The organism is Rhodococcus sp. D-46, assembly GCF_011290655.1.
Lineage (GTDB): Bacteria > Actinomycetota > Actinomycetes > Mycobacteriales > Mycobacteriaceae > Rhodococcus_F > Rhodococcus_F qingshengii.
Genome location: NZ_JAANTF010000001.1, coordinates 809,797 through 829,507 on the forward strand (window position 1 = coordinate 809,797; position 19,711 = coordinate 829,507).

At 63.4% G+C, this 19,711-nt stretch carries 19 protein-coding genes; 10 read left to right on the forward strand and 9 right to left on the reverse strand.

Annotated features, from left to right (window positions below; genetic code table 11):
- Positions 1-4: 4 nt before the first annotated feature.
- A complete protein-coding gene (recX, locus tag G9U53_RS03885; RefSeq protein WP_050655795.1) occupies positions 5-583 on the forward strand; it encodes a recombination regulator RecX in 579 nt (192 codons plus the stop codon).
- 115 nt (positions 584-698) lie between these two features.
- On the opposite strand, the gene G9U53_RS03890 is transcribed toward recX, so the two are convergent.
- The 4 genes from G9U53_RS03890 to gluA form a co-directional block, all read right to left on the reverse strand.
- Positions 699-1,595 (reverse strand): amino acid ABC transporter permease, encoded by an 897-nt coding sequence (locus G9U53_RS03890; protein ID WP_054188531.1) that lies wholly within the window; start codon positions 1,593-1,595, stop codon positions 699-701.
- Entirely contained in the window at positions 1,592-2,272 is a 681-nt protein-coding gene (locus tag G9U53_RS03895) for an amino acid ABC transporter permease (protein ID WP_019748198.1), read from the reverse strand. Before G9U53_RS03895 ends, G9U53_RS03890 begins: the two co-directional genes overlap by 4 nt.
- Positions 2,273-2,371: 99 nt before the next feature.
- The gene (locus tag G9U53_RS03900) at positions 2,372-3,208 is read right to left on the reverse strand and encodes a glutamate ABC transporter substrate-binding protein (protein WP_020907523.1); all 837 of its coding nucleotides are present in this window, start codon (positions 3,206-3,208) and stop codon (positions 2,372-2,374) included.
- A gap of 126 nt (positions 3,209-3,334) precedes the next feature.
- A complete protein-coding gene (gene gluA, locus G9U53_RS03905) occupies positions 3,335-4,063 on the reverse strand; it encodes a glutamate ABC transporter ATP-binding protein GluA (RefSeq protein ID WP_007735175.1) in 729 nt (242 codons plus the stop codon).
- Between the two features lie 231 nt (positions 4,064-4,294).
- Between gluA and miaB the strand changes: the two genes are divergently transcribed.
- Entirely contained in the window at positions 4,295-5,842 is a 1,548-nt protein-coding gene (miaB, locus tag G9U53_RS03910) for a tRNA (N6-isopentenyl adenosine(37)-C2)-methylthiotransferase MiaB (RefSeq protein ID WP_047271495.1), read from the forward strand.
- Positions 5,839-6,429: a hypothetical protein gene (locus G9U53_RS03915; protein ID WP_003942155.1), complete on the forward strand. Its 591-nt coding sequence runs from the start codon at positions 5,839-5,841 to the stop codon at positions 6,427-6,429. Before miaB ends, G9U53_RS03915 begins: the two co-directional genes overlap by 4 nt.
- Before the next feature lie 94 nt (positions 6,430-6,523).
- On the opposite strand, the gene G9U53_RS03920 is transcribed toward G9U53_RS03915, so the two are convergent.
- A complete protein-coding gene (locus G9U53_RS03920; RefSeq protein WP_003942193.1) occupies positions 6,524-7,909 on the reverse strand; it encodes a DUF349 domain-containing protein in 1,386 nt (461 codons plus the stop codon).
- A gap of 139 nt (positions 7,910-8,048) precedes the next feature.
- Here G9U53_RS03920 and G9U53_RS03925 point away from each other — a divergent pair, with 139 nt between their 5' ends.
- From G9U53_RS03925 to G9U53_RS03955, 7 genes are all read left to right on the forward strand, one after another.
- Complete coding sequence (locus tag G9U53_RS03925) at positions 8,049-8,810, forward strand: class III extradiol dioxygenase subunit B-like domain-containing protein (protein ID WP_075833047.1); 762 nt, start codon at positions 8,049-8,051, stop codon at positions 8,808-8,810.
- Positions 8,798-9,733, forward strand: coding sequence for a tRNA (adenosine(37)-N6)-dimethylallyltransferase MiaA (miaA, locus tag G9U53_RS03930; RefSeq protein ID WP_007735177.1), 936 nt, complete (start codon positions 8,798-8,800; stop codon positions 9,731-9,733). The genes G9U53_RS03925 and miaA overlap by 13 nt, the downstream gene beginning before the upstream one ends.
- Before the next feature lie 84 nt (positions 9,734-9,817).
- Complete coding sequence (locus G9U53_RS03935; RefSeq protein ID WP_003942243.1) at positions 9,818-10,489, forward strand: class F sortase; 672 nt, start codon at positions 9,818-9,820, stop codon at positions 10,487-10,489.
- 32 nt (positions 10,490-10,521) lie between these two features.
- Entirely contained in the window at positions 10,522-11,391 is an 870-nt protein-coding gene (gene dapF / locus G9U53_RS03940) for a diaminopimelate epimerase (RefSeq protein ID WP_054188586.1), read from the forward strand.
- A gap of 75 nt (positions 11,392-11,466) precedes the next feature.
- Positions 11,467-12,942 (forward strand): GTPase HflX, encoded by a 1,476-nt coding sequence (gene hflX, locus G9U53_RS03945; protein WP_003942213.1) that lies wholly within the window; start codon positions 11,467-11,469, stop codon positions 12,940-12,942.
- Positions 12,935-13,942: a hypothetical protein gene (locus G9U53_RS03950; RefSeq protein ID WP_073512239.1), complete on the forward strand. Its 1,008-nt coding sequence runs from the start codon at positions 12,935-12,937 to the stop codon at positions 13,940-13,942. The genes hflX and G9U53_RS03950 overlap by 8 nt, the downstream gene beginning before the upstream one ends.
- A 56-nt stretch (positions 13,943-13,998) precedes the next feature.
- Positions 13,999-15,324, forward strand: coding sequence for an alpha/beta hydrolase-fold protein (locus G9U53_RS03955; RefSeq protein WP_228232994.1), 1,326 nt, complete (start codon positions 13,999-14,001; stop codon positions 15,322-15,324).
- Between the two features lie 39 nt (positions 15,325-15,363).
- Here G9U53_RS03955 and G9U53_RS03960 read toward each other — a convergent pair whose 3' ends face one another.
- The 4 genes from G9U53_RS03960 to G9U53_RS03975 all read right to left on the reverse strand — a co-directional run bounded on the left by G9U53_RS03960 (position 15,364) and on the right by G9U53_RS03975 (position 19,566).
- Positions 15,364-15,621, reverse strand: coding sequence for an HPr family phosphocarrier protein (locus tag G9U53_RS03960; RefSeq protein ID WP_003942144.1), 258 nt, complete (start codon positions 15,619-15,621; stop codon positions 15,364-15,366).
- A 97-nt stretch (positions 15,622-15,718) separates the two neighbouring features.
- Entirely contained in the window at positions 15,719-17,788 is a 2,070-nt protein-coding gene (locus tag G9U53_RS03965; RefSeq protein ID WP_064075597.1) for a fructose-specific PTS transporter subunit EIIC, read from the reverse strand.
- Between the two features lie 18 nt (positions 17,789-17,806).
- Complete coding sequence (locus tag G9U53_RS03970) at positions 17,807-18,802, reverse strand: 1-phosphofructokinase family hexose kinase (RefSeq protein ID WP_042450660.1); 996 nt, start codon at positions 18,800-18,802, stop codon at positions 17,807-17,809.
- A complete protein-coding gene (locus tag G9U53_RS03975; protein WP_003942134.1) occupies positions 18,799-19,566 on the reverse strand; it encodes a DeoR/GlpR family DNA-binding transcription regulator in 768 nt (255 codons plus the stop codon). The genes G9U53_RS03970 and G9U53_RS03975 overlap by 4 nt, the downstream gene beginning before the upstream one ends.
- Positions 19,567-19,711 lie beyond the last annotated feature (145 nt).

The following is a 19,711-nucleotide window of genomic DNA, read 5'->3' on the forward strand; positions in this document are numbered from 1 at the left end:
AGTCATGAGCTTCGACGACGGCGACAACGGCGAGAATGCTCGTGAAGAGTACGGCGCTCCTCGGCGTCGATCCCGTCAACGATCCGAGAAGCCGTCGCAACGCGCAGAAGGTGGGACGGAGGCGCAGGCCAAAGATGCTTGCCTACGCCTCCTGACCGACCGGGCGCGCAGTCGTTCCGAGCTGGAAACCAAGCTGAGCGGGCGCGGCTTCGAGCCCGAGATCATTGCCAAGGTCCTCGATCGACTCCAGGAAATCGGGTTGATCGACGACGCGGACTTCGCGAACCAGTGGGTTCATTCGCGGCATACGTACTCGGGCAAGGGAAAGCGTGCGCTTGCAGTCGAGTTGCGGCTCAAAGGAATCGACCAGGACACCGCTTCCGAAGCGTTGTCACAGATCGATCCGGAAGATGAACGCGAGCGAGCAGCGGAGCTGGTTCGGCGGAAGCTGAAGAACAAGCCCGTCGATGATCGCGACAAGGCCACGCGTCGACTGGTCTCGATGCTGGCACGCAAGGGATATTCAGCGGGGATGTCCTACGAGGTGGTCAAAGCCGAGATGGCGGCGGTCACCGACTCGTAGCGAAGTGCAGCATTCAGAACAAAAGGGCGGGGGTACCACCGAAATTCGGTGGTACCCCCGCCCTGTTGTGTATTCGCGCTAACGCGGCTGGATTCGACTCACGGCTCCATCTGATTCACGGCTTGGTCAAGTCCATGCCCGGAACCGAAACGGCGGGGTCGGCGGACGGCGCCGCGATGGGGCCCTTGCCCTTTCGCTTTCCCGAACGCAGGCGCTTCTCCACCTTGGTTGCCAGGAAGGTCAGAGCCGAGTTGAGAGCGATCATGATCGCTGCGACCACGATGAGCGCCGGCAAGAAGTTTCCGTAGAAGGTGCCGAGCTGTTGGGCCTGACGCACCAACTCGACATACCCGATCAGGTAACCGAGGGCGGAGTCCTTCAGCGCCACGACCATCTGCGAGATCAGGGCCGGGAGCATGGCGGTAACCGCTTGGGGGAGCAGGATTGTCACCATGATCTGCGTCTTGCGCATGCCAAGTGCCTTGGCGGCCTCACTTTGCCCACGGGGGAGTGAGTTGATTCCGGCGCGGACGATCTCGGCGATCACGGAACCGTTGTACAGGGTCAAGCCCACCACGACTGCGGCGAGTGCGAGGTACTTCGACTTGAAGACTTCGTATTCGGCAAACACCTGATACGAGAAGATCATCAGAATCAGCACCGGTACCGCGCGGAACAATTCGACGATGACGCCGCAGATCTTCCGAATGATGTTGTGCTCGGAGAGTCGACCGATACCCAGGGCAGAACCGAGGATGAGCGCGAAGACGATGGACATCGCAGCCGCGATCAACGTCCCTCGGATACCGGGTATCAGATACGTTGTCCACGAGGTGGATTCGAGGAACGGATCCCACTTCGCTGCTGTCAGCTGGCCCTTTTCGTCGAGCGCGCGGTAGACGACGTACCCGATTGCCACCATGAGTGCGGCGACGACAAGGGACGCGAATCGGTAGAGATTTCGCGCTCTCGGACCGGGCGCGTCGTAGAGAACTGTTGCGCGGTTGCTCATCGTGAAACCTCGAATCGCTTGCTCAGCTTGCCGAAGATCAAGCCCATGGGAAGTGTCAGGATCACGAAACCGACAGCGAAGATTCCACCGACGACGAAGATCGCGGCTTCGTTCTCGATCATCTTCTTCATCAGCGCTGACGCTTCGGAAACGCCGATCACCGCGGCGATGGTCGAGTTCTTGGTCAGTGCGATCAGCACGCTACCCAGCGGTGCTGTGACCGCGCGAAAAGCCTGAGGCAGGACGATCAGCCGAAGATTTTGTGCAAACGACAGACCGAGTGATCGGCCCGCTTCGGCCTGGCCGACCGGAACGGTATTGATTCCCGATCGAAGTGACTCACACACGAACGCGGCGGTGTAGACACTGAGGCCGAGTACGGCGAGTCGGAAGTTGTTGTCTGTCAAGAACGTCGGTGAGTCCGACTTGGCGAGGTTGACTCCGAGCGTCTGCGAAAGACCGAACAGGCAGAACAGCAGAATCAGTGTCAGGGGGGTGTTTCGGAACACGGTCACGTACGCGGTACCCAGGAATCGGGCGACCGGGACCGGTGACACGCGCATTGCCGCAATCAGGACACCGATGATGACGGCGCCGATCGCGGAGAAGAACGTCAGCTGGATCGTGGTCCAGAAGGCTTCCAGAATCTGGTCGCCGTACTTGCTCAGAAGGTTCACTTGCCGTCTCCCCAGATCACGGGATCTCCGTTGGTGGCGTCACGCGCTGCGGCTCCCGAAGTGGGGAGCCGCAGCGAGATTGACGGTGAAAAAAGCAGGTCAGTAACGATCAACGGTGGGCGGTGCCGGGATGGGGTAGCCCGAAGCGCCAACGGTGTTGTTGAAGGCTTCTTCCCATGCGCCGGTGGAGATCATCTTCTCGATGGCGTCGTTGATCTTGCCGCGACCCTCGGAATCGTCCTTGGCCAGGCCGACGCCGTACTTTTCGGTCGTGAACGGTTCTCCGACTACCTTCAGCTCGCCCGGGTACTGGGCAGCGTAGCCGGCGAGGATGATGTCGTCGGTGGTGACAGCGTCGACAGCGCCGTTACGCAGAGCCTCGACACAAGCGGAGTACGTGTCGAGCGGCTGGAGCTGGACATCCTTGGCGTAGTTGTCCTGGATGTTCTGCGCCGGAGTCGAACCCGACACCGAGCAGAGCTTCTTGCCGCCGGTCAGGGAATCGGGGCCGGTGATGTCGGTGTTGTCGGAGCGAACGAGCAGCGACTGGCCTGCGATGAAGTACGGGCCGCCGAAGCTGACCTTTTCCTTGCGCGTGTCGGTGATCGAGTACGTCGCGACGATGTAGTCGACCTCGCCGTTCTGGATCAGGGTCTCGCGCTGGGCTGACGGAGATTCCTTGAAGGTGATGCCTTCGGGCTTTACGCCCAGTTCGTTTGCGATGTAACGGGCTACCTCGACGTCGAAGCCGGAGAAGGTGCCGTCAGGGTTGCGCTGACCGAGGCCGGGCTGATCGAACTTGATGCCGACGGTGAGAGTGCCGTCGGAAGCGCTCTCGGTGATCGACTTGTTCTCCTCGCCGCCGCCACAGGCCGTGGCAGCGAACGCGATGGCCATGATTCCGATTCCGAAACGGACGGAACGATTGATCTTCATGAAGATCCTCTCAGTTGTCGACACACGAACAGTGCAGTCGAGATGAACGGTGCAGCCGAGGTGAACGGTGCAGTCGAGCAAGTTGTCTTGTGGACGAGGACAGGACTGTCGGAGGGGAGACTGTAATCAGTGCGTGAGGATCTTGCCGAGGAAGTCCTTGGCCCGATCCGACTTGGGATGGGTGAAGAACTCTTCGGGCGTGGTGTCTTCGACGACCTGGCCGTCAGCCATGAACAGCACACGATCGCCGGCTTTGCGGGCGAATCCCATCTCGTGCGTGACCACGAGCATGGTCATGCCTTCCTTGGCGAGGGAAGTCATGACGTCGAGGACCTCGTTGACCATCTCGGGATCGAGAGCGGAGGTGGGCTCGTCGAACAACATCACCTTCGGCTGCATCGCAAGAGCGCGAGCAATCGCGACACGCTGTTGCTGACCGCCGGAAAGCTGCGCCGGGTACTTGTCGGCCTGATTGGCGATACCGACGCGCTCGAGCAATGCCTGCGCCGTCTTCTTGGCTTCGTCCTTCTTCGCCTTGCGGACCTTCATCGGTGCGAGCATGACGTTCTCGAGGATCGTCTTGTGTGCGAACAGGTTGAAGGACTGAAAGACCATCCCGACGTCGGCACGAAGTGCGGCAAGTGCTTTGCCCTCCTCGGGGAGCGTCTTGCCGTCGACGGCGATGGTGCCCGAGTCGATGGGTTCCAGGCGATTGATGGTGCGGCACAGAGTCGACTTACCGGAGCCCGACGGACCAAGGACGATCACCACTTGGCCCTTGGGTACTTCGAGATTGACCTCTTGCAGGACGTGAAGTTCCCCGAAGTGTTTGTTCACCGAGGTCATCGAAATCATGGATGTGGAATCGCCGGAGGTGGTCGGCGTCGTCGCATCGTCGGCTTGGGTCATAAACGAGAACCTTAGGCGTAGTTTGCGTCGACGCCCGTGATTTCGCCATGGTTCTTGCCATATGTAATGGAAATTTTACTGTGACGACGTTTATGTCGCGTTTCGGCTGTTTATCAGGGCGTTATTACACGTCGTAGTGGACGTGAGCTAGGCTGAAGCGTGTCACTGATCGACGAAATGTCCCCTGCACTTCCGGAGCCGACTGCAGTTCCGGAGCCGACTGCGAAGTCTGTTCGCACCTACGAGGTGCGGACGTACGGCTGTCAGATGAACGTCCACGATTCCGAGCGACTGTCCGGTCTGCTCGAGGACGCCGGGTATTCGAAGGCGGAGACCGGAACCGATCCTGATCTTGTCGTCTTCAACACGTGTGCGGTCCGCGAGAACGCGGACAACAAGTTGTACGGCAACCTCAGCCAGCTCGCCCCGAACAAGGAGGCGAACCCCGACATGCAGATCGCGGTCGGCGGGTGCCTGGCGCAGAAGGATCGTGACACCGTCGTCAAGAAGGCGCCGTTCGTCGATGTCGTCTTCGGCACTCACAACATCGGCTCGCTGCCCGCGCTGCTCGATCGTGCGCGTCACAATCAGCGCGCCGAGGTCGAAATCCTCGACGCACTCGAGGCGTTTCCGTCGACACTGCCAGCCAAGCGCGAATCTGCTTATGCAGGTTGGGTTTCCATCTCGGTGGGCTGCAACAACACGTGTACGTTCTGCATCGTTCCGGCCCTGCGTGGCAAGGAAGTGGATCGACGTCCCGGCGACATTCTGGCCGAGGTGCAGGCACTCGTCGACGAGGGTGTCTCGGAAGTAACCCTGCTCGGACAGAACGTCAATGCCTACGGCGTGTCGTTCGCCGATCCGGAACAACCGCGCGATCGCGGAGCCTTCGCCTCCCTCTTGAAGGCATGTGGACACATCGACGGCCTCGAACGGGTGAGGTTCACATCGCCGCACCCGGCAGAATTCACTGACGACGTCATCGAAGCGATGGCAACCACTCCCAACGTCTGCCCGCAGCTGCACATGCCGTTGCAGTCCGGTTCGGACAAGGTTCTCAAAGCGATGAAGCGCTCGTACCGCAAGTCGAAGTACCTCGGGATCATCGAGAAGGTGCGCGCCGCAATGCCGCACGCCGCCATCACCACGGACATCATCGTCGGGTTCCCGGGGGAGACGGAGGAGGATTTCGAGGAGACGCTGGACGTCGTGCGTAAGGCGCGATTCTCCAACGCCTACACCTTCCAGTACTCCAAGCGCCCGGGCACGCCGGCGGCGGAGATGGCCGATCAGCTTCCCAAAGAGGTTGTCCAGGAACGCTACATGCGATTGCTCGCCGTTCAGGAAGAAGTGAACATCGAGGAGAATCGCAAGCTCGTCGGCACCGAGGTCGAACTCTTGGTGGCAGCGGGGGAGGGTCGGAAGAACGCGGCGACTCAACGTCTCAGTGGTCGCGCGCGAGACGGTCGCCTGGTGCATTTCCGCCCCGAGGGAAACCTCGACGGCACAATCCGACCCGGTGACGTGGTGACGGTCGTCGTCACCCACGGAGCCCCTCATCACCTCGTGGCAGATGACGGAGTGCTCACGCACCGTCGGACCCGCGCCGGTGATTCGTTCGAAAAGGGCATCACACCCAAGACCCCGCCCATCGGCGTAGGTCTCGGACTACCGAAGATCGGTGCCCCGGCCCCACAACCCGTCCAGATGGGATGCAACGCATGACCTCGCAACACGAGAACACGACACCACAGCCGGGCGACGACGCCTTCGAGGGCTACCGCAAGGATCTCGACGACGCGGAACGCAAGGTCGCGGGAGAAATCGATCCGGGTGTGCGCGCCATGGTTGTCGCGGTTGCGGTGCTCGTGCTGGTCGGCACCCTTGCACTGCCCCATGCGGGAGTTGCGAACGGCTGGGATGTGCTCGCGTACAACCAGGACGCGGAAACCGAACGGATTGCACTGTTCTCACGCTTGTTCGTGTGGTTCGTCGTCATCTTCGGCATCGGATTCTCGATGCTCGCGCTGGTCACGCGGCGTTGGAGTCTGGCCTGGGTCGCACTCGCCGGCAGTGCCGTGGCGAGCGCTCTCGGCATGATGGCCGTCTGGTCGCGTCAGACCATTCCCGCCGGTTTCAATGTGGCAGGACCGTCGATCGGGCTGATCATCGGATGGTTTGCCGTCGTGTTCTTGACGTTCCATTGGCTCAAGGTGGTCTGGACACGAACCAACATTCAGCTCGCTGCCGAGGAGCAACGCCGGATCGCTGCGGCCGAAGCCGAGAAGCATCAGGAATGGAACGTCGGCTGACACAGCAGGCCGTCCATCCAAAGCACAAGACAACGCCGGCTGACTCCTTTCGGAGTCAGCCGGCGTTTTTGTTGTCTTTACAGCTCGTCGTCGATTACTCGTTGACGGCGCTTTCGGCAGCTTCGGCCCACTCACGCCACTGCTTGGCCTGAGCGAGAGCCTTCTCGGCGTCCTTCGTCTTGCCGGCAGCCTGAGCCTTGGCGGCCTGCTCCTCGAACTGGCTCACCCGCTCCTTGAACTGCGCGACCCGGGCAAGTGCTTCCGGATCGGTGCGACGCCACTCGGCGTCGACCGCGTCGCGCACCTTGGTTTCGATGGCCCGGAGCTTCGCTTCGAGTTCCTGCATTCGGTCGCGCGGCACCTTGCCGATCGCGTCCCACTTCTCCTGCAGGTCGCGAAGCGCTGCGCGGGCGTTCTCGAGTCCGTGCGCCGGATCGATGTTCGCATTGGCAGCGAGCAGCTCTTCCTTCGCGACTGCGTTCTGCTCGAATTCGGCGTCGCGCTCGGATGCAGCAGCGTTGCGCGCGGCGAAGAACACGTCCTGAGCGCCCTTGAAGCGCTTCCACAGGTTGTCGTCGGCCTCGCGCGGTGCGCGGCCGGCAGCCTTCCACTCGCTGAGCAGATCGCGGAATTCCCCGGCGGTCTGTCCCCATTCAGTGGAGGTCGACAGCTTCTCGGCGCGCTCGACCAGTTCTTCCTTCGTCGAACGGGCGCTCGCACGATCCCGGTCGAGTTCGGCGAAGTGCGCTCCACGTCGTCGGTTGAAGGACTCGCGAGCCTTGGAGTACCGCTTCCACAGCGCGTCGTCGACCTTGCGGTCGATTCCGCGAATCGTCTTCCACTCGTCGAGAATCTCGCGCAGTCGATCACCCGCGGTCTTCCACTGGGTCGACTCCGAGCCGATCTGCTCGGCCTCGACTGCGAGGGCCTCCTTGCGGGCGGTGCTTGCCGCGCGAGACTGTTCCTTCTCTTCCTTCGCGTGCGCTGCGGCCTCGTCGGAACCGGCAACGATCACGTCGAGTCGGCGAGCCAAAGCGTCGAGGTCACCGATTACTGCAGCGGTCGAGAGGGATTCGGACAGAGCGATGGCGGCAGCCTTGGTTTTCTTGGCGTCTCCGGCGCCCGACGTCAGTCGCGCCTCGAGTAGCGAGACCTCGGTCGCGAGGTCGTCGTAGCGACGACCGAAATGGGCGAGGCCCTCGGTGGCGTCGCCGGCCTGCCACGAACCGATCTGACGTTCACCGTCAGCGGTCTTCACCCAGGCGGTTCCGTCTTCCTCGACGCGTCCGAACTTGCTCGGGTCGCTGGCCGGTGCGGCGGTGACGGCATGCGAGGCTGCTGGTCCGGGGCGAGGTGCTCCGGGGCGGGGCGCACCGGGGCGTGGTCCACCAGGTTTGGGAGCGCCGGGTTTGGGTGCTGCCGGGCTCGGGCTGGCCGAACTGCTGTCGGCGCCGGTGGTGGGTTCACTGTTCTCGGTCATCGGTCCTCGTCTCTGCCGCGCGTCACGGCTGCCTGATCGCATTCCTGGTTCCATTGAACCCGGTACTCACGTTCTCCGACTATTGAATCAGGTAAGAGGGTGTGAGGTCGCCACCTCGGGGTCGACTAGCGTGGCAACTGTGTTGACTTCCGCTGTTCTCGTCCCCTCGGCGCCGTTACTCGTGCCGGAATTGTCCGGTGATTCGGCCGAGTCCGCTCAGGTGCGTGCTGCAGCGACAACCGCCGTGAGCCGGCTCGCTCACGAGGCGGTGCACTGGGTGGGCGTCGGCGTCGGCCCCGAGAATGCAGAACCCGAGAAAGCAGCAGGCGAACTCTGGCGATCGGGCGTCGGACGTGGGCAGATCGGTACGTTCGCTGGATTCGGCGCCGATGTCCGGACGTCACTGGACGCGGATGCGGCAGGCGAACCGGTGCCATCTCTCGAACTGTGCGCCCTTGTTGCCGGCTGGTTGCGTGGCCGAACAGACGTGGAGATAACCGTCGACATGCACGTCGTCAGTGCAAAGGCGTCGGCGAATGAATGTCGTGAGTTCGGGCAGCAGCTGCGCAAGCAACTCGACAGCGACAACCGACCGCAAGGGCTTCTGATCGTTGCTGACGGTGCGTCCACGCTGACGGCAAAGGCGCCAGGAAGCTTCGACGAGCGCGCCGCGGGTGTGCAGTCGGCCATCGACGACGCCCTGACGGCCGGTGACCCGGAGGCGCTTCTTGCTCTCGACCCGCGGCTCTGCCGCAGTGTCGGAGCCCAGGGGCGCGCGGCGTGGCAGGTCCTGGCCGGTGCCTTTACTGGCTCGTCTCGGTCAGCCCATCCTCGCGCGACGGTCGACTACAGCGATGCGCCGTTCGGCGTCGGTTACCACGTCGGGACGTGGCGGCCGTGAACGTCCCTGAAGAACTTCGCCCGATCGCAGTTGTCGGTCCGACAGCGTCGGGAAAGTCCGATCTCGCGTTGGCACTGGCCGAGGAATTCGGCGGTGAAATCATCAACATCGACGCGATGCAGCTCTATCGCGGCATGGATATCGGGACCGCCAAACTGACACCGGCCGAGCGCCGTGGGATTCCGCATCACCTGCTCGACGTTCTCGATGTGAAGGAGACCGCCACCGTCGCGCGTTATCAAAGCGACGCGATCGCGATCGCCGAGGATCTGATCGCGGCGGGCAAGGTTCCGGTGATCGTCGGCGGATCCATGATGTACGTCCAGTCTTTGCTCGACGAATGGTCCTTTCCGGCAACCGATCCCGAGGTTCGTGCGAAGTGGGAGGCGGTGCTCGCCGAAGGAGGGGTCGGTGCGGTGCATACGGCGCTTGTTGCTGCTGATCCGGTAGCGGCGGCGTCGATACTGCCGACGGACGGCCGGCGGATGGTTCGGGCGCTCGAGGTCGTCGAGCTGACAGGTCTGCCGTTCGCGGCCTCGGCGCCGCAGATCGGTGACCCTCGATGGGGAACTCGCATTCTCGGCGTGGATCGGGATACGGAAGAACTCGACGCCCGGATTCGGTTGCGAACAGAGCTGATGTTTTCAGACGGACTTGTCGACGAAGTTGCCGTGCTCGTCGAGCAAGGATTGCGTGATGGCGTCACCGCGCCGCGAGCCATCGGCTACGCACAGGTGCTCGCACATTTCGACGGTGAATACGATCTGGCCGAAGCACTCGAACGGACGTTCATCGGGACGCGGCGCTACGTTCGCCGCCAACGATCATGGTTCCGTCGTGACGCACGCGTGCACTGGCTCGACGGTGCCGATCCGGAGCTGCCCAACTCCGCCTTCGCGGCGCTCGCAGATCGCGGTCTGTAACACGATCGAGCGGATCAGCTATCTTACAGTTAGCTATTTCGCGATCGATCGGTTTCGCGAGCGATGAACTGGAGGTCAACGAGCATGGCGCAGACCGCGGCGCACGCGCATCCGAAACGTCGACGCGCGGGTCGGCTACCGCTGGTTCTTCTGCTCGTCACATTTCTCACGGTCGGCGGGGTACTGATCTACTTTGCGGTGAGTGCGGCCGGGAAGCCCATCAGCGCACCTGTTCCCGAAGCGCCCTTCGATGTGGGAGCCCCAACCGATCCAGGGGCGACGTGGGCGCCTGCGCCGACGGATCTGCCGCCGAACACGCTCGCGATTCCCGATCTGGATGTGCGAGCCGACATCGTGACCAGTGGGTTCGGCGCCAACCGCGGAATGATCCTTCCGCATCCTGACAAGGTTTCGCATTTCACCAACGGCGTGCAGTTCGGATCTTCGGAGGGTACCAATCTTGTTGCCGGCCACGTCGACGACGGTGACCGCACGCACGGCGCCTTGTGGGCGCTGCACCAGATGAAGCCTGGAACACCGATCTATGTCAGTGACGACACCGGAACGATGTTCACCTATCACGCAGCGAGCCTGAAGTTGTACGAAAAGGTGGCTTTGCCTGCGGAGTTCTTCTCCGAATCCGGTGCGCCCAGGCTTGTCCTGGTGACCTGCGGCGGCGCAACCGTGCCCGACCCCTCGTTGCCGTCTGGATTCACGTACGAACAGAACGTCGTGGTCACCGCGTCACCTGCGTAAGTCGCTCGGTAGGTCCGGATAGGATGGTGACCATGGATTTCAGTAAGGGCCACGGCACGCAGAACGACTTCGTTGTTCTCCCTGACCTCGACGTTCGGATCGATCTCGAGTCGGCGCGAGTTTCAGCGTTGTGTGATCGTCAGCGTGGCCTCGGCGCCGACGGCATCCTTCGGGTCGCCCGGGCAGGCGCACTTGCGGACGCGGGCGTGCTCGGTGCGCTGCCCGACGGCGTCGCTGCCGAAGACTGGTTCATGGACTACCGCAACAGCGACGGCTCCATCGCCGAGATGTGCGGAAACGGCGTTCGCGTATTCGCCCACTATCTCAAGGCCTCGGGCTTGGAGAGCAAGGACGAGTTCGTGGTCGGCAGCCGCGCCGGAGCGCGTCCGGTCGTGGTGCACGGCTACGACGCCACACATGGTGACGTGACTGTGGCGATGGGCCCGATCAAGGACCTCGGCACCAGTTCGGCAACAATCGACGGCCGCGTCTTCGCCGGCGTCGGCATCGACGTCGGTAATCCGCATTTGGCGTGTGTCGACGAGCACGTGACGGCAGAAGTTTTGAGTGCGCTCGATTTGAGTGTTTCTCCGGGCTTCGATCCCGGGTTCTTCCCGCACGGGGTCAACATCGAGATCGTGACGCCGATCCACGACGGTGGGGTCCACATGCGCGTACACGAGCGTGGTGTGGGCGAGACTCGTTCCTGCGGAACCGGAACGGTCGCAGCGGCGGCCGCGGCGCTGAGGTACGACGGCCGCGATGAAGGCTCGGTACTGGTGCGCGTGCTCGGTGGCGAGGTGCAGGTCACCGTCGAAGGCGGCAAAGGGTCGTTGCGGGGGCCCTCGGTTCTGGTGGCGAACGGGACGATCAGCGATGCCTGGTGGCAATCGCTGGTGTGATATCGCCCGCGGGAAATACGCCTGCAGGAAATACGGATGCACCGTGGCCAGGTTTCGTGGGACCATGGATCTTGTATGACGAACACACATGAAAACGAAGAGTCCACCGCTCACGAGCAGTCCGAGTACGCGCAAGCCGAATACACGGCAGCGTCCGCATCGGGCAACCCGTCGACCGGTGAGATGCAACTCGCAGATCGCGGCGCCCTGCGCCGCGTGGCCGGTCTGTCGACCGAGCTCGAGGACGTCACCGAAGTCGAGTACCGCCAGCTTCGACTCGAAAGAGTTGTCCTGGTCGGCGTCTGGACGCAGGGAACTGCCGAGCAGGCCGAGGCGAGCATGACCGAGTTGGCCGCACTTGCCGAGACGGCCGGCTCCGAGGTCCTCGAAGGACTGGTTCAGCGTCGCGACAAACCCGACGCTGCCACCTACATCGGTTCCGGCAAGGCGCAGGAACTGCGCGAAGTAGTCCTGGCGACCGGCGCCGACACCGTCGTCTGCGACGGTGAGCTGACGCCGGCGCAGCTCACGGCGCTGGAGAAGATCGTCAAGGTCAAGGTCATCGACCGGACAGCTCTCATTCTCGACATCTTTGCTCAGCACGCCACTTCGCGTGAGGGTAAGGCGCAGGTCGCTTTTGCTCAGATGGAGTACATGCTCCCGCGTCTGCGTGGTTGGGGCGAGTCGATGTCGCGCCAGGCCGGTGGCCGTGCCGGCAGTAACGGCGGTGTGGGTCTGCGTGGTCCCGGTGAAACGAAAATCGAGACGGACCGCCGCCGTATTCGTGAGCGCATGGCAAAACTACGCCGCGAGATCAAGGGCATGAAGGCCGCTCGCGACACCAAGCGCACACGTCGACTGCAGAGCGACATCCCGTCGATCGCCATCGTCGGATACACCAACGCGGGCAAGTCGAGTCTGCTCAATTCGCTCACCGGATCGGGTGTGCTCGTGGAGAACGCGTTGTTCGCCACCTTGGACCCGACCACTCGCCGCGCAGCACTCGACGACGGCCGCGAGTACGTACTCACCGACACGGTCGGCTTCGTGCGACACCTGCCGACTCAGTTGGTCGAGGCATTCCGCTCGACTCTCGAGGAAGTAACCGACGCGGATCTACTGCTGCACGTCGTCGACGGTTCGGATCCGTTGCCGACAGAACAGATCAAGGCTGTTCGGGAAGTCGTCACCGATGTTCTGCGCGAGACGGATTCGAAGGCTCCGCCGGAGTTGATCGTGGTCAACAAGATCGACGCGGCAGATCCGGTTACGTTGACGCAACTACGTGGTCTGTTGCCTGGTGCCGTGTTCGTCTCGGCGCGGACGGGTGAGGGAATCGCCGAACTAAGAGCACATCTCAGCGAGGTGCTGGTTCGGCCGGAGGTCGAGGTCGACGTGCTGGTGCCGTACACGCGCGGTGACTTGATGGCTCGAATCCACTCGGACGGAACGATTTTGGAATCGACTCACGAAGAGGCGGGAACGCGGGTGCACGCACGCGTGCCACAGATGTTGGCCTCGGCATTGGTCGAGTACGCACCTAGTGCGTAGTTTCGGGGCCGTGGTCGCGGTGATTGCTGCGACTACGGCAACCGCACTGCTTCCCGGAGCGCTCGCACAGGCGTCGTCGTTCGAACCGAGCGAGTTCGCCCCACTCTGTACGCCTACCGATCCTGCGCTCCAGGAGTTGTCGGGGATGGTCGTCGTCGACGATCGGATCTACGCGATGGGCGACGGCGGCAGTGACGACTTCGTATTCGAAATGGACCTGAACTGTGTTGTCCAGAAACAGATTCCGGTCCCGATAGATCCTTACGACGTCGAAGATCTTGCGGTGAGTGGGCGAACGCTCGTTCTGTCGGACACCGGTGACAACCTCCGGACCCGCGAAACAGTGGCGTTCATCACGATGGACCTCGATTCCGGTGGCGGTACGTTGCACCGCCTCACGTACCCGGACGGTGCGCACGACACCGAGTCGATACTGCTCGACCCCGACGGCCACGTTTTTGTCGTGACCAAGGAATTGTTCGGCGAAAGCAGTGTCTACACACCGGTCGGGGATCAGAAACTGAGTGACTTGGCGCAGCCCGGCCCGACGCCGCTCGAGCGCGTCGGAGCCGTGTCCCTCGGACCGGAGAAGCCCGTGTCGGTGATGTTCACCGGGGGAGCGGTGTCGTCGGACGGTTCGGCGATCGCACTTCGGAGTTACTCCGACCTGTACCTGTACGAAGTCGTGGACGGCGGAATCGGCGCGACGCTCACCGGTACCGAACCGCTGCGGATCCCGCTCCCGAAGGAGCCTCAGGGTGAGGCGGTGGCATTCAACGATGCGGGCGATGTTCTGATCGGTTCTGAATCTGCCGGCGGAGCGTTGCCGCCGGTGTACGTGATGCGAGCGCTCGTGGACGCGACAGAAGCGACGGCTGACTCGTCTGACGGTTCGGTCGGTGTCGGGGTCGATCCGTGGACATTCGTGTGGGCCGGGTTGGTCGCGGCAGGATGTGCGATCGGGGGCGCGGCGTTCGTGAGATTTCGACGACGCCGCTGATTCCCAAATAATTCCACGAATTCGCAGACCGCCGGTAGATGTGGATACTGGAACGAATGCACGGGCATCAACTCCTGACGCGGCTCTCGCGTATGTCACTCGAGCACGGACACATCACCGCAGTGCTGCTCGTGGGTTCCGTCATCGTCGGCGTCGGCACGTTGCTTCTGCTTCGGTGGTTGCCGCGTAGGGCCGCGTTGGTTGCGCTAGTTCTGTCAGTGCTCGGATCAGCCACCGGTGCGACGTTCGTGTGGCTCAGCTTTCGGCCGCTGCCCGCGCAGCTACCGGCGTCGAATTTTGTCTGGATAGCGCTGGCGATGTTCGGAGTCATCGGCGCCGCACTCGTTCTCCTTCGGCGCCCAGGGCTTGCGCGTGGCCTTTCGGTGACGGCATTCGCCGGGCTGGCCGCGATCGTCGCAGTAGGTCAGGTCAACGCGCAGACCGGCACCTATCCCACACTCGGCTCACTGGTCGGGCACTGGCCGGTGGGCTCGGTCGAGAACGTTGCCTTCGATTCGCTCCCCGGGGCCGAACCTTGGGTACAACGGGGACTGCCCACCGAAACTCATTGGCAGGTTCCGGTGCGGATGCCGAGCAACGGTGTCGTGACGGAAGCGGCGATTCCAGGAAACGTTTCGGGATTCGACGCGAGGCCTGCGACGCTGTATCTCCCGCCGGCCTATCTTGCCGATCCGCGTGCCGAGTTGCCCGTACTGGTGTTGGTGGCGGGTGAACCCGGCAGCCCCAGCGACTGGCTGGACAGTGGCCGGCTCGCGACCACCGTCGACGCCTATGCGTCGAGGCATTCCGGGCTTGCTCCCGTGGTGGTGGTGCCCGACGCGTTGGGGGACTACGACGCCAACCCCGGCTGCATGGATTCGGCGCTCGGCAACGTCGCGACGTATCTGGACCAGGACGTCCCGAACTGGATCGAATCGAACCTTCAAGTGAATCCGGACGCTGCGCAATGGGCTATCGGTGGGTTTTCGTACGGCGGGACATGCGCGATCGAAATGGCCGTGAACTTCCCGGACCGATACCCGTCGTTCCTGGACTTCTCCGGCCAGGACGAACCGTCGACCGGTGACCACGAGGACACTGTGGCTGCCATGTTCGACGGCGACGAAGACGCTTTCGACGCGGTCAACGCCCGAGACCTGATGGCGCAGAATCGGTATCCGCAGTTGTCTGGTGTATTTGTCGCGGGTGAGGACGACGACATCTACCGCCCTCAGCAGGAGATCATGTTCGAGGCTGCACGCGCCGCCGACATGAACGTGGACTACTACACCCTTCCCGGCGGGCACTCGGGTGATGTGTGGGGCACTGCTCTGGAACTCGAAATGGACTGGCTGGGCCGGACACTCGCACTGACTCCGTGAGAGTGTCCGGCCCGCTACACAGCACCGACTGATATCAGGTCAGGCGTCGAGATCAGCGGCTACCAGCTCGGCGACCTTGGCGAGTGCGTCGGCGTCGTCGGACTCGATGGTTACTTCGGTGTCCTTGGCGGCTCCGAGCGTCATGATCATCAGTGCCGAACCTGCATCCACGGGTTCGCCGTCGGCGACTGCGAGGGTGACCGTGGCGCCGGAGGCTCCGACTGCTTCGGCGATGAGAGCGGCGGGGCGGGCGTGGAGGCCGACTGCGGAACCGACGGCAACTGTCTTGCTGGGCATGGGATCTCCTCGTTGTAGAACTGTCGTTGCGGACGTTATGGGGTGTTCGGGCAGATCTGGTGACTCAGGTGGTGACTGCAGTGTTGCCTGCTGTCGATCATGCCGCAGCGGGCACGATTTCGGGGTCGAGTTCGGCATCGGACGGCCCCTTGCGGAAGAACTCCTTGGCTCCGACGACGGCGAGCGCAGCTACCACGGTTCCCGCGGCGAGCGAGACCAGGAACCAGCCGATTCCGCCGACTGCGAAGAAGACGAAGATCCCGCCGTGCGGGGCGCTGAGAGTGACGTCGAAAGCCATGATCAGCGCGCCGGTGACCGCGCCGCCCGCCATCATCGAGGGGATCACGCGAAGCGGGTCGGCAGCGGCGAACGGAATCGCGCCCTCGGAGATGAATGCCGAACCCAGCAACCAGGCAGCCTTTCCGTTCTCCCGTTCGGCTTCGCTGAAGAGCTTGGGACGCAGCACCGTCGAGGCAAGTGCCATGGCAAGCGGCGGAACCATACCGGCAGCCATGACAGCCGCCATGATGCGCAAAGTGGCCGGGTCGTTGACGTTGAGTCCGGCGACGGCGAAGGCGTAAGCCGCCTTGTTGACCGGTCCACCGAGGTCGAAGCACATCATCAGGCCGAGAATGATGCCGAGGAAGATGGCCGAGCTGCCGGACAGTCCGTTGAGCCAGTCGGTGAGACCGGAGGTGATCGCGGCGAGCGGACGCCCGAGGACGATGAACATCAGTGCTCCGACGACCAGCGTCGCGAACAGCGGAATGATCACCACCGGCATCAGGCCTCGCAGCCACTGCGGGACGGCGATCCGGCCGATGTAGAGCGCGACGACACCGGCGATGAGACCACCGACCAAGCCGCCGATGAAACCGGCACCGACGAACACGGCGACCGCGCCGGCTGTGAAGCCGGGAGCGATGCCAGGCCGGTCGGCGATGGCGAAGGCGATGTAGCCGGCCAAGGCGGGCACCAGGAAGCTGAATGCCAAGGAACCGATCTGGAACAGCACTGCGCCGAGATAGGTGGCCAGACCACCGTCGGGAAGGTTGGTGATCGAGTTGTTGAGAACGATGTCCTTGGCCGGACCGGAGATCTCGTATCCGCCGAGCAGGAAGCCGAGTGCGATCAGCAGACCGCCGGCCGCGACGAACGGGATCATGTAGCTGACACCGGTCAAGAGGACCTGACGGAGGTGGGTGCCGAACCCTACGGAACCGGCATCGGAATCCGCGGCCGCTGCGGCGGTGCCGTCAACGGTGGCGGCGGCGGGATTCTCGGAGGCGCGCAACGCTTCTGCGAGCATCTTGTCCGGCTCGTTGATTGCCCGCTTCACACCGGAAGCGACGACGGGCTTACCGGCGAATCGTTCGCGGCCCTTCACTCCGACGTCGGTGGCGAAGATGACCGCGGCGGCTCCCGCGATCACCGAAGGGTCAAGGGGGGTGCTTCCGCTCGAACCTTGCGTTTCGACGTGCACCTTGACGCCGGCGCGTTCACCCGCGGCGACGAGTGAGTCCGCCGCCATGTAGGTGTGAGCGATTCCGGTCGGGCAGGCGGTGACCGCGACGATGTGACGCTCCGCGGGCGCTGGTGCCGGGGTCTCCTCGGTAGCGTGTTTCCCGGTGGAAACAGGTGCCGGGGGTGTCGCTGCCGCAGCATTTGCTGCAGGATCCTTCGGTGCGGGATTGAGTACCTCGTCGACCAGTCTCACGATCTCGTCCGGCGTCGACGCTTCACGAAGTGACGTGACGAACGCGGGCCTGACGAGTGCTCGGGCCAAGGAGGAGAGCAGCTTCATGTGCTCGGCCCCGGCGCCTTCGGGTGCCGCGATCAGGAAGACCAGATCGGCGGGGCCGTCGGGTGCACCGAAGTCGACCTTCGGATCGAGTCGAGCAAACCCCAGGGACGCGGACGAGACAGCCTCGGCGCGGCAGTGGGGAATTGCGATTCCGCCGGGCAGTCCGGTCGCGGACTGCGCTTCGCGAGCGAGTGCGGCATCGACCAGTCCCGCGGCGTCGCTCGCCCGTCCCGCTGCAGTCAATCGCGCTGCGAGAGAACGAATGACATCTTCCTTGGTCGAACCCAGGTCGGTGTCGAGTGAGATCAGTTCGGGACTGATGATCTCCGGGCCGGAACTGCCGGCTGCGGTGGTATCGGACATGTCAGGTTCCTTAGGGCGTCAGGCGAGTTCGGTGGGGACGGGGATGGGAGAGGCGGCATCTGCTGCAGATACCGAAACCGCTGCCAGATCGATCTGTTCGGGTGTGGGAAGGGTTGTGCCGGGAAGGGAGGCAGCGGCGCTTCCGTAGGCGACCGCGTGACGTAGCCGCTCGGATTCCGAGCCGCCGCCCGCTTCGGCGAGGATGTAGCCGGCCAGCGACGAATCGCCTGCGCCGACGGTACTGACTGCGACAATCGGGGGAGCGGTGGCGATCCACGCGCCGTCGGCCGTGACGAGGACGGCCCCGGCTGCGCCGAGCGTGGCGAGCACGCTGCCGACTCCGCGATCGACCAATCGCTGCGCCGCCGTGATTGCAGGCCCGGGATCACCGTTCTCGGCAGCACGTTCGAGGACGTGGCCGTCGACGCCGGTCAGTTGCGCGAGTTCCTCGCCGTTGGGTTTGAGCAGATCAGGTGCCGAGCCGGGGAAGCCTTCGGCGAGTGCCGTCAGTGGGGCGTCCGAGGTGTCGACCGCCACCTTGCACGGGTGATCGCGCAGCGCGGCGACCAGTTCGCCGTACCACCCCAGCGGAACGCCGGGAGGCAGTGAGCCGGACAGCGCGAACCACAGTGCGGTATCGGCGCGGGCGATCAACTCCTGTGCCAGGGCGTCGAGCGTCGAACCGGACAGCGTTGCGCCCGGTTCGTTGATCTTCGTCGTGGTCCCGTCCGGTTCCGCGATGGTGATGTTGGTGCGAGCCGGACCCGTTGTGGCGACGCCGATGTGGGGAATCCCACCGGTTGCGAGCGCCGAGAGCAGAGGGTCACCACCGTTTCCCGGCAGCACCGCGAGCACGTCGAGGTCGGCTGCGGCGAGAACGCGCGCCACGTTGACCCCCTTGCCGCCGGGGTCGCTGCGAGTGGAGTGGGCGCGTAGGACGGAGCCTCGTTCGAGCCGTTGCTCGAGTTGTACGGTCCGATCGATACTCGGGTTGGCTGTCAGTGTGACGATCATGCGATCACCACCTCGATTCCGTGGTCGTGGAACTCGGATGTGTCTGTGGGACTGATCTCTTCGTCGGTGATGAGGACGTCGATGCTGTCGAGTGGTGCGAAGCTGATCAAGTGCTCGCGGCCGACTTTGCTGGAATCGGCCACCACGACAACGTGATTGGCGGCCTTGACCATCGCTCGTTTGACGGCGGCCTCTTCGCTGTCCGGGGTGGAGAGTCCGTGCCCGACGCTGATCGCGTTGGTTCCGACGAAGGCGACGTCGACCCGCAACGTGCTCAGCAGGCGCAGAGCGTCCTCGCCGACCGCGGCTTGCGTCACCCCGCGTACTCGTCCGCCGAGCAGGATCAGGGAAATCGAGTTCATCGATGCCAGTCGTGCGCCGATCGGCACGGAATTGGTCACGGCCGTGAAGTCGTTCTCGGTCGGAAGTTCGGGGATCATGCGGCCCGTGGTCGTGCCCGCGTCGAAGATGACGCTGCCGCCGGTAGGAGGGAGATAGGTGACCGCGCAGCGGGCGATCCGGTCCTTCTGTTGCGCGCGGGTCTGATCGCGTTCCGCCATGCCCGGTTCGGTCACGTGGAGGGATCCGGTCGGAACGGCGCCGCCGTGTACACGCCTGATCTGTCCGATCCGCTCGAGGAAGGCCAGATCGCGACGCACGGTCTCGGTGGTCACACCGAAGGTCTCCGACAGCGCCGCCACGGACATGCGTCCGCGCTGCGACACCATGGTGCCGATCGCTTGTTGGCGTTCTTCCGCGTACACGTGCTCTCCGATTCCGAAATGTGATCCGACGGTGCGTTGTGGATCACAGTGAATGTTGCTTTATGTTGTTTTACGCCCGAGTGTGTTGACATGTCAAGACTTGGGAGTAATCTTCGTCACAACGAAGGTGAGGGCTTTACGCGCT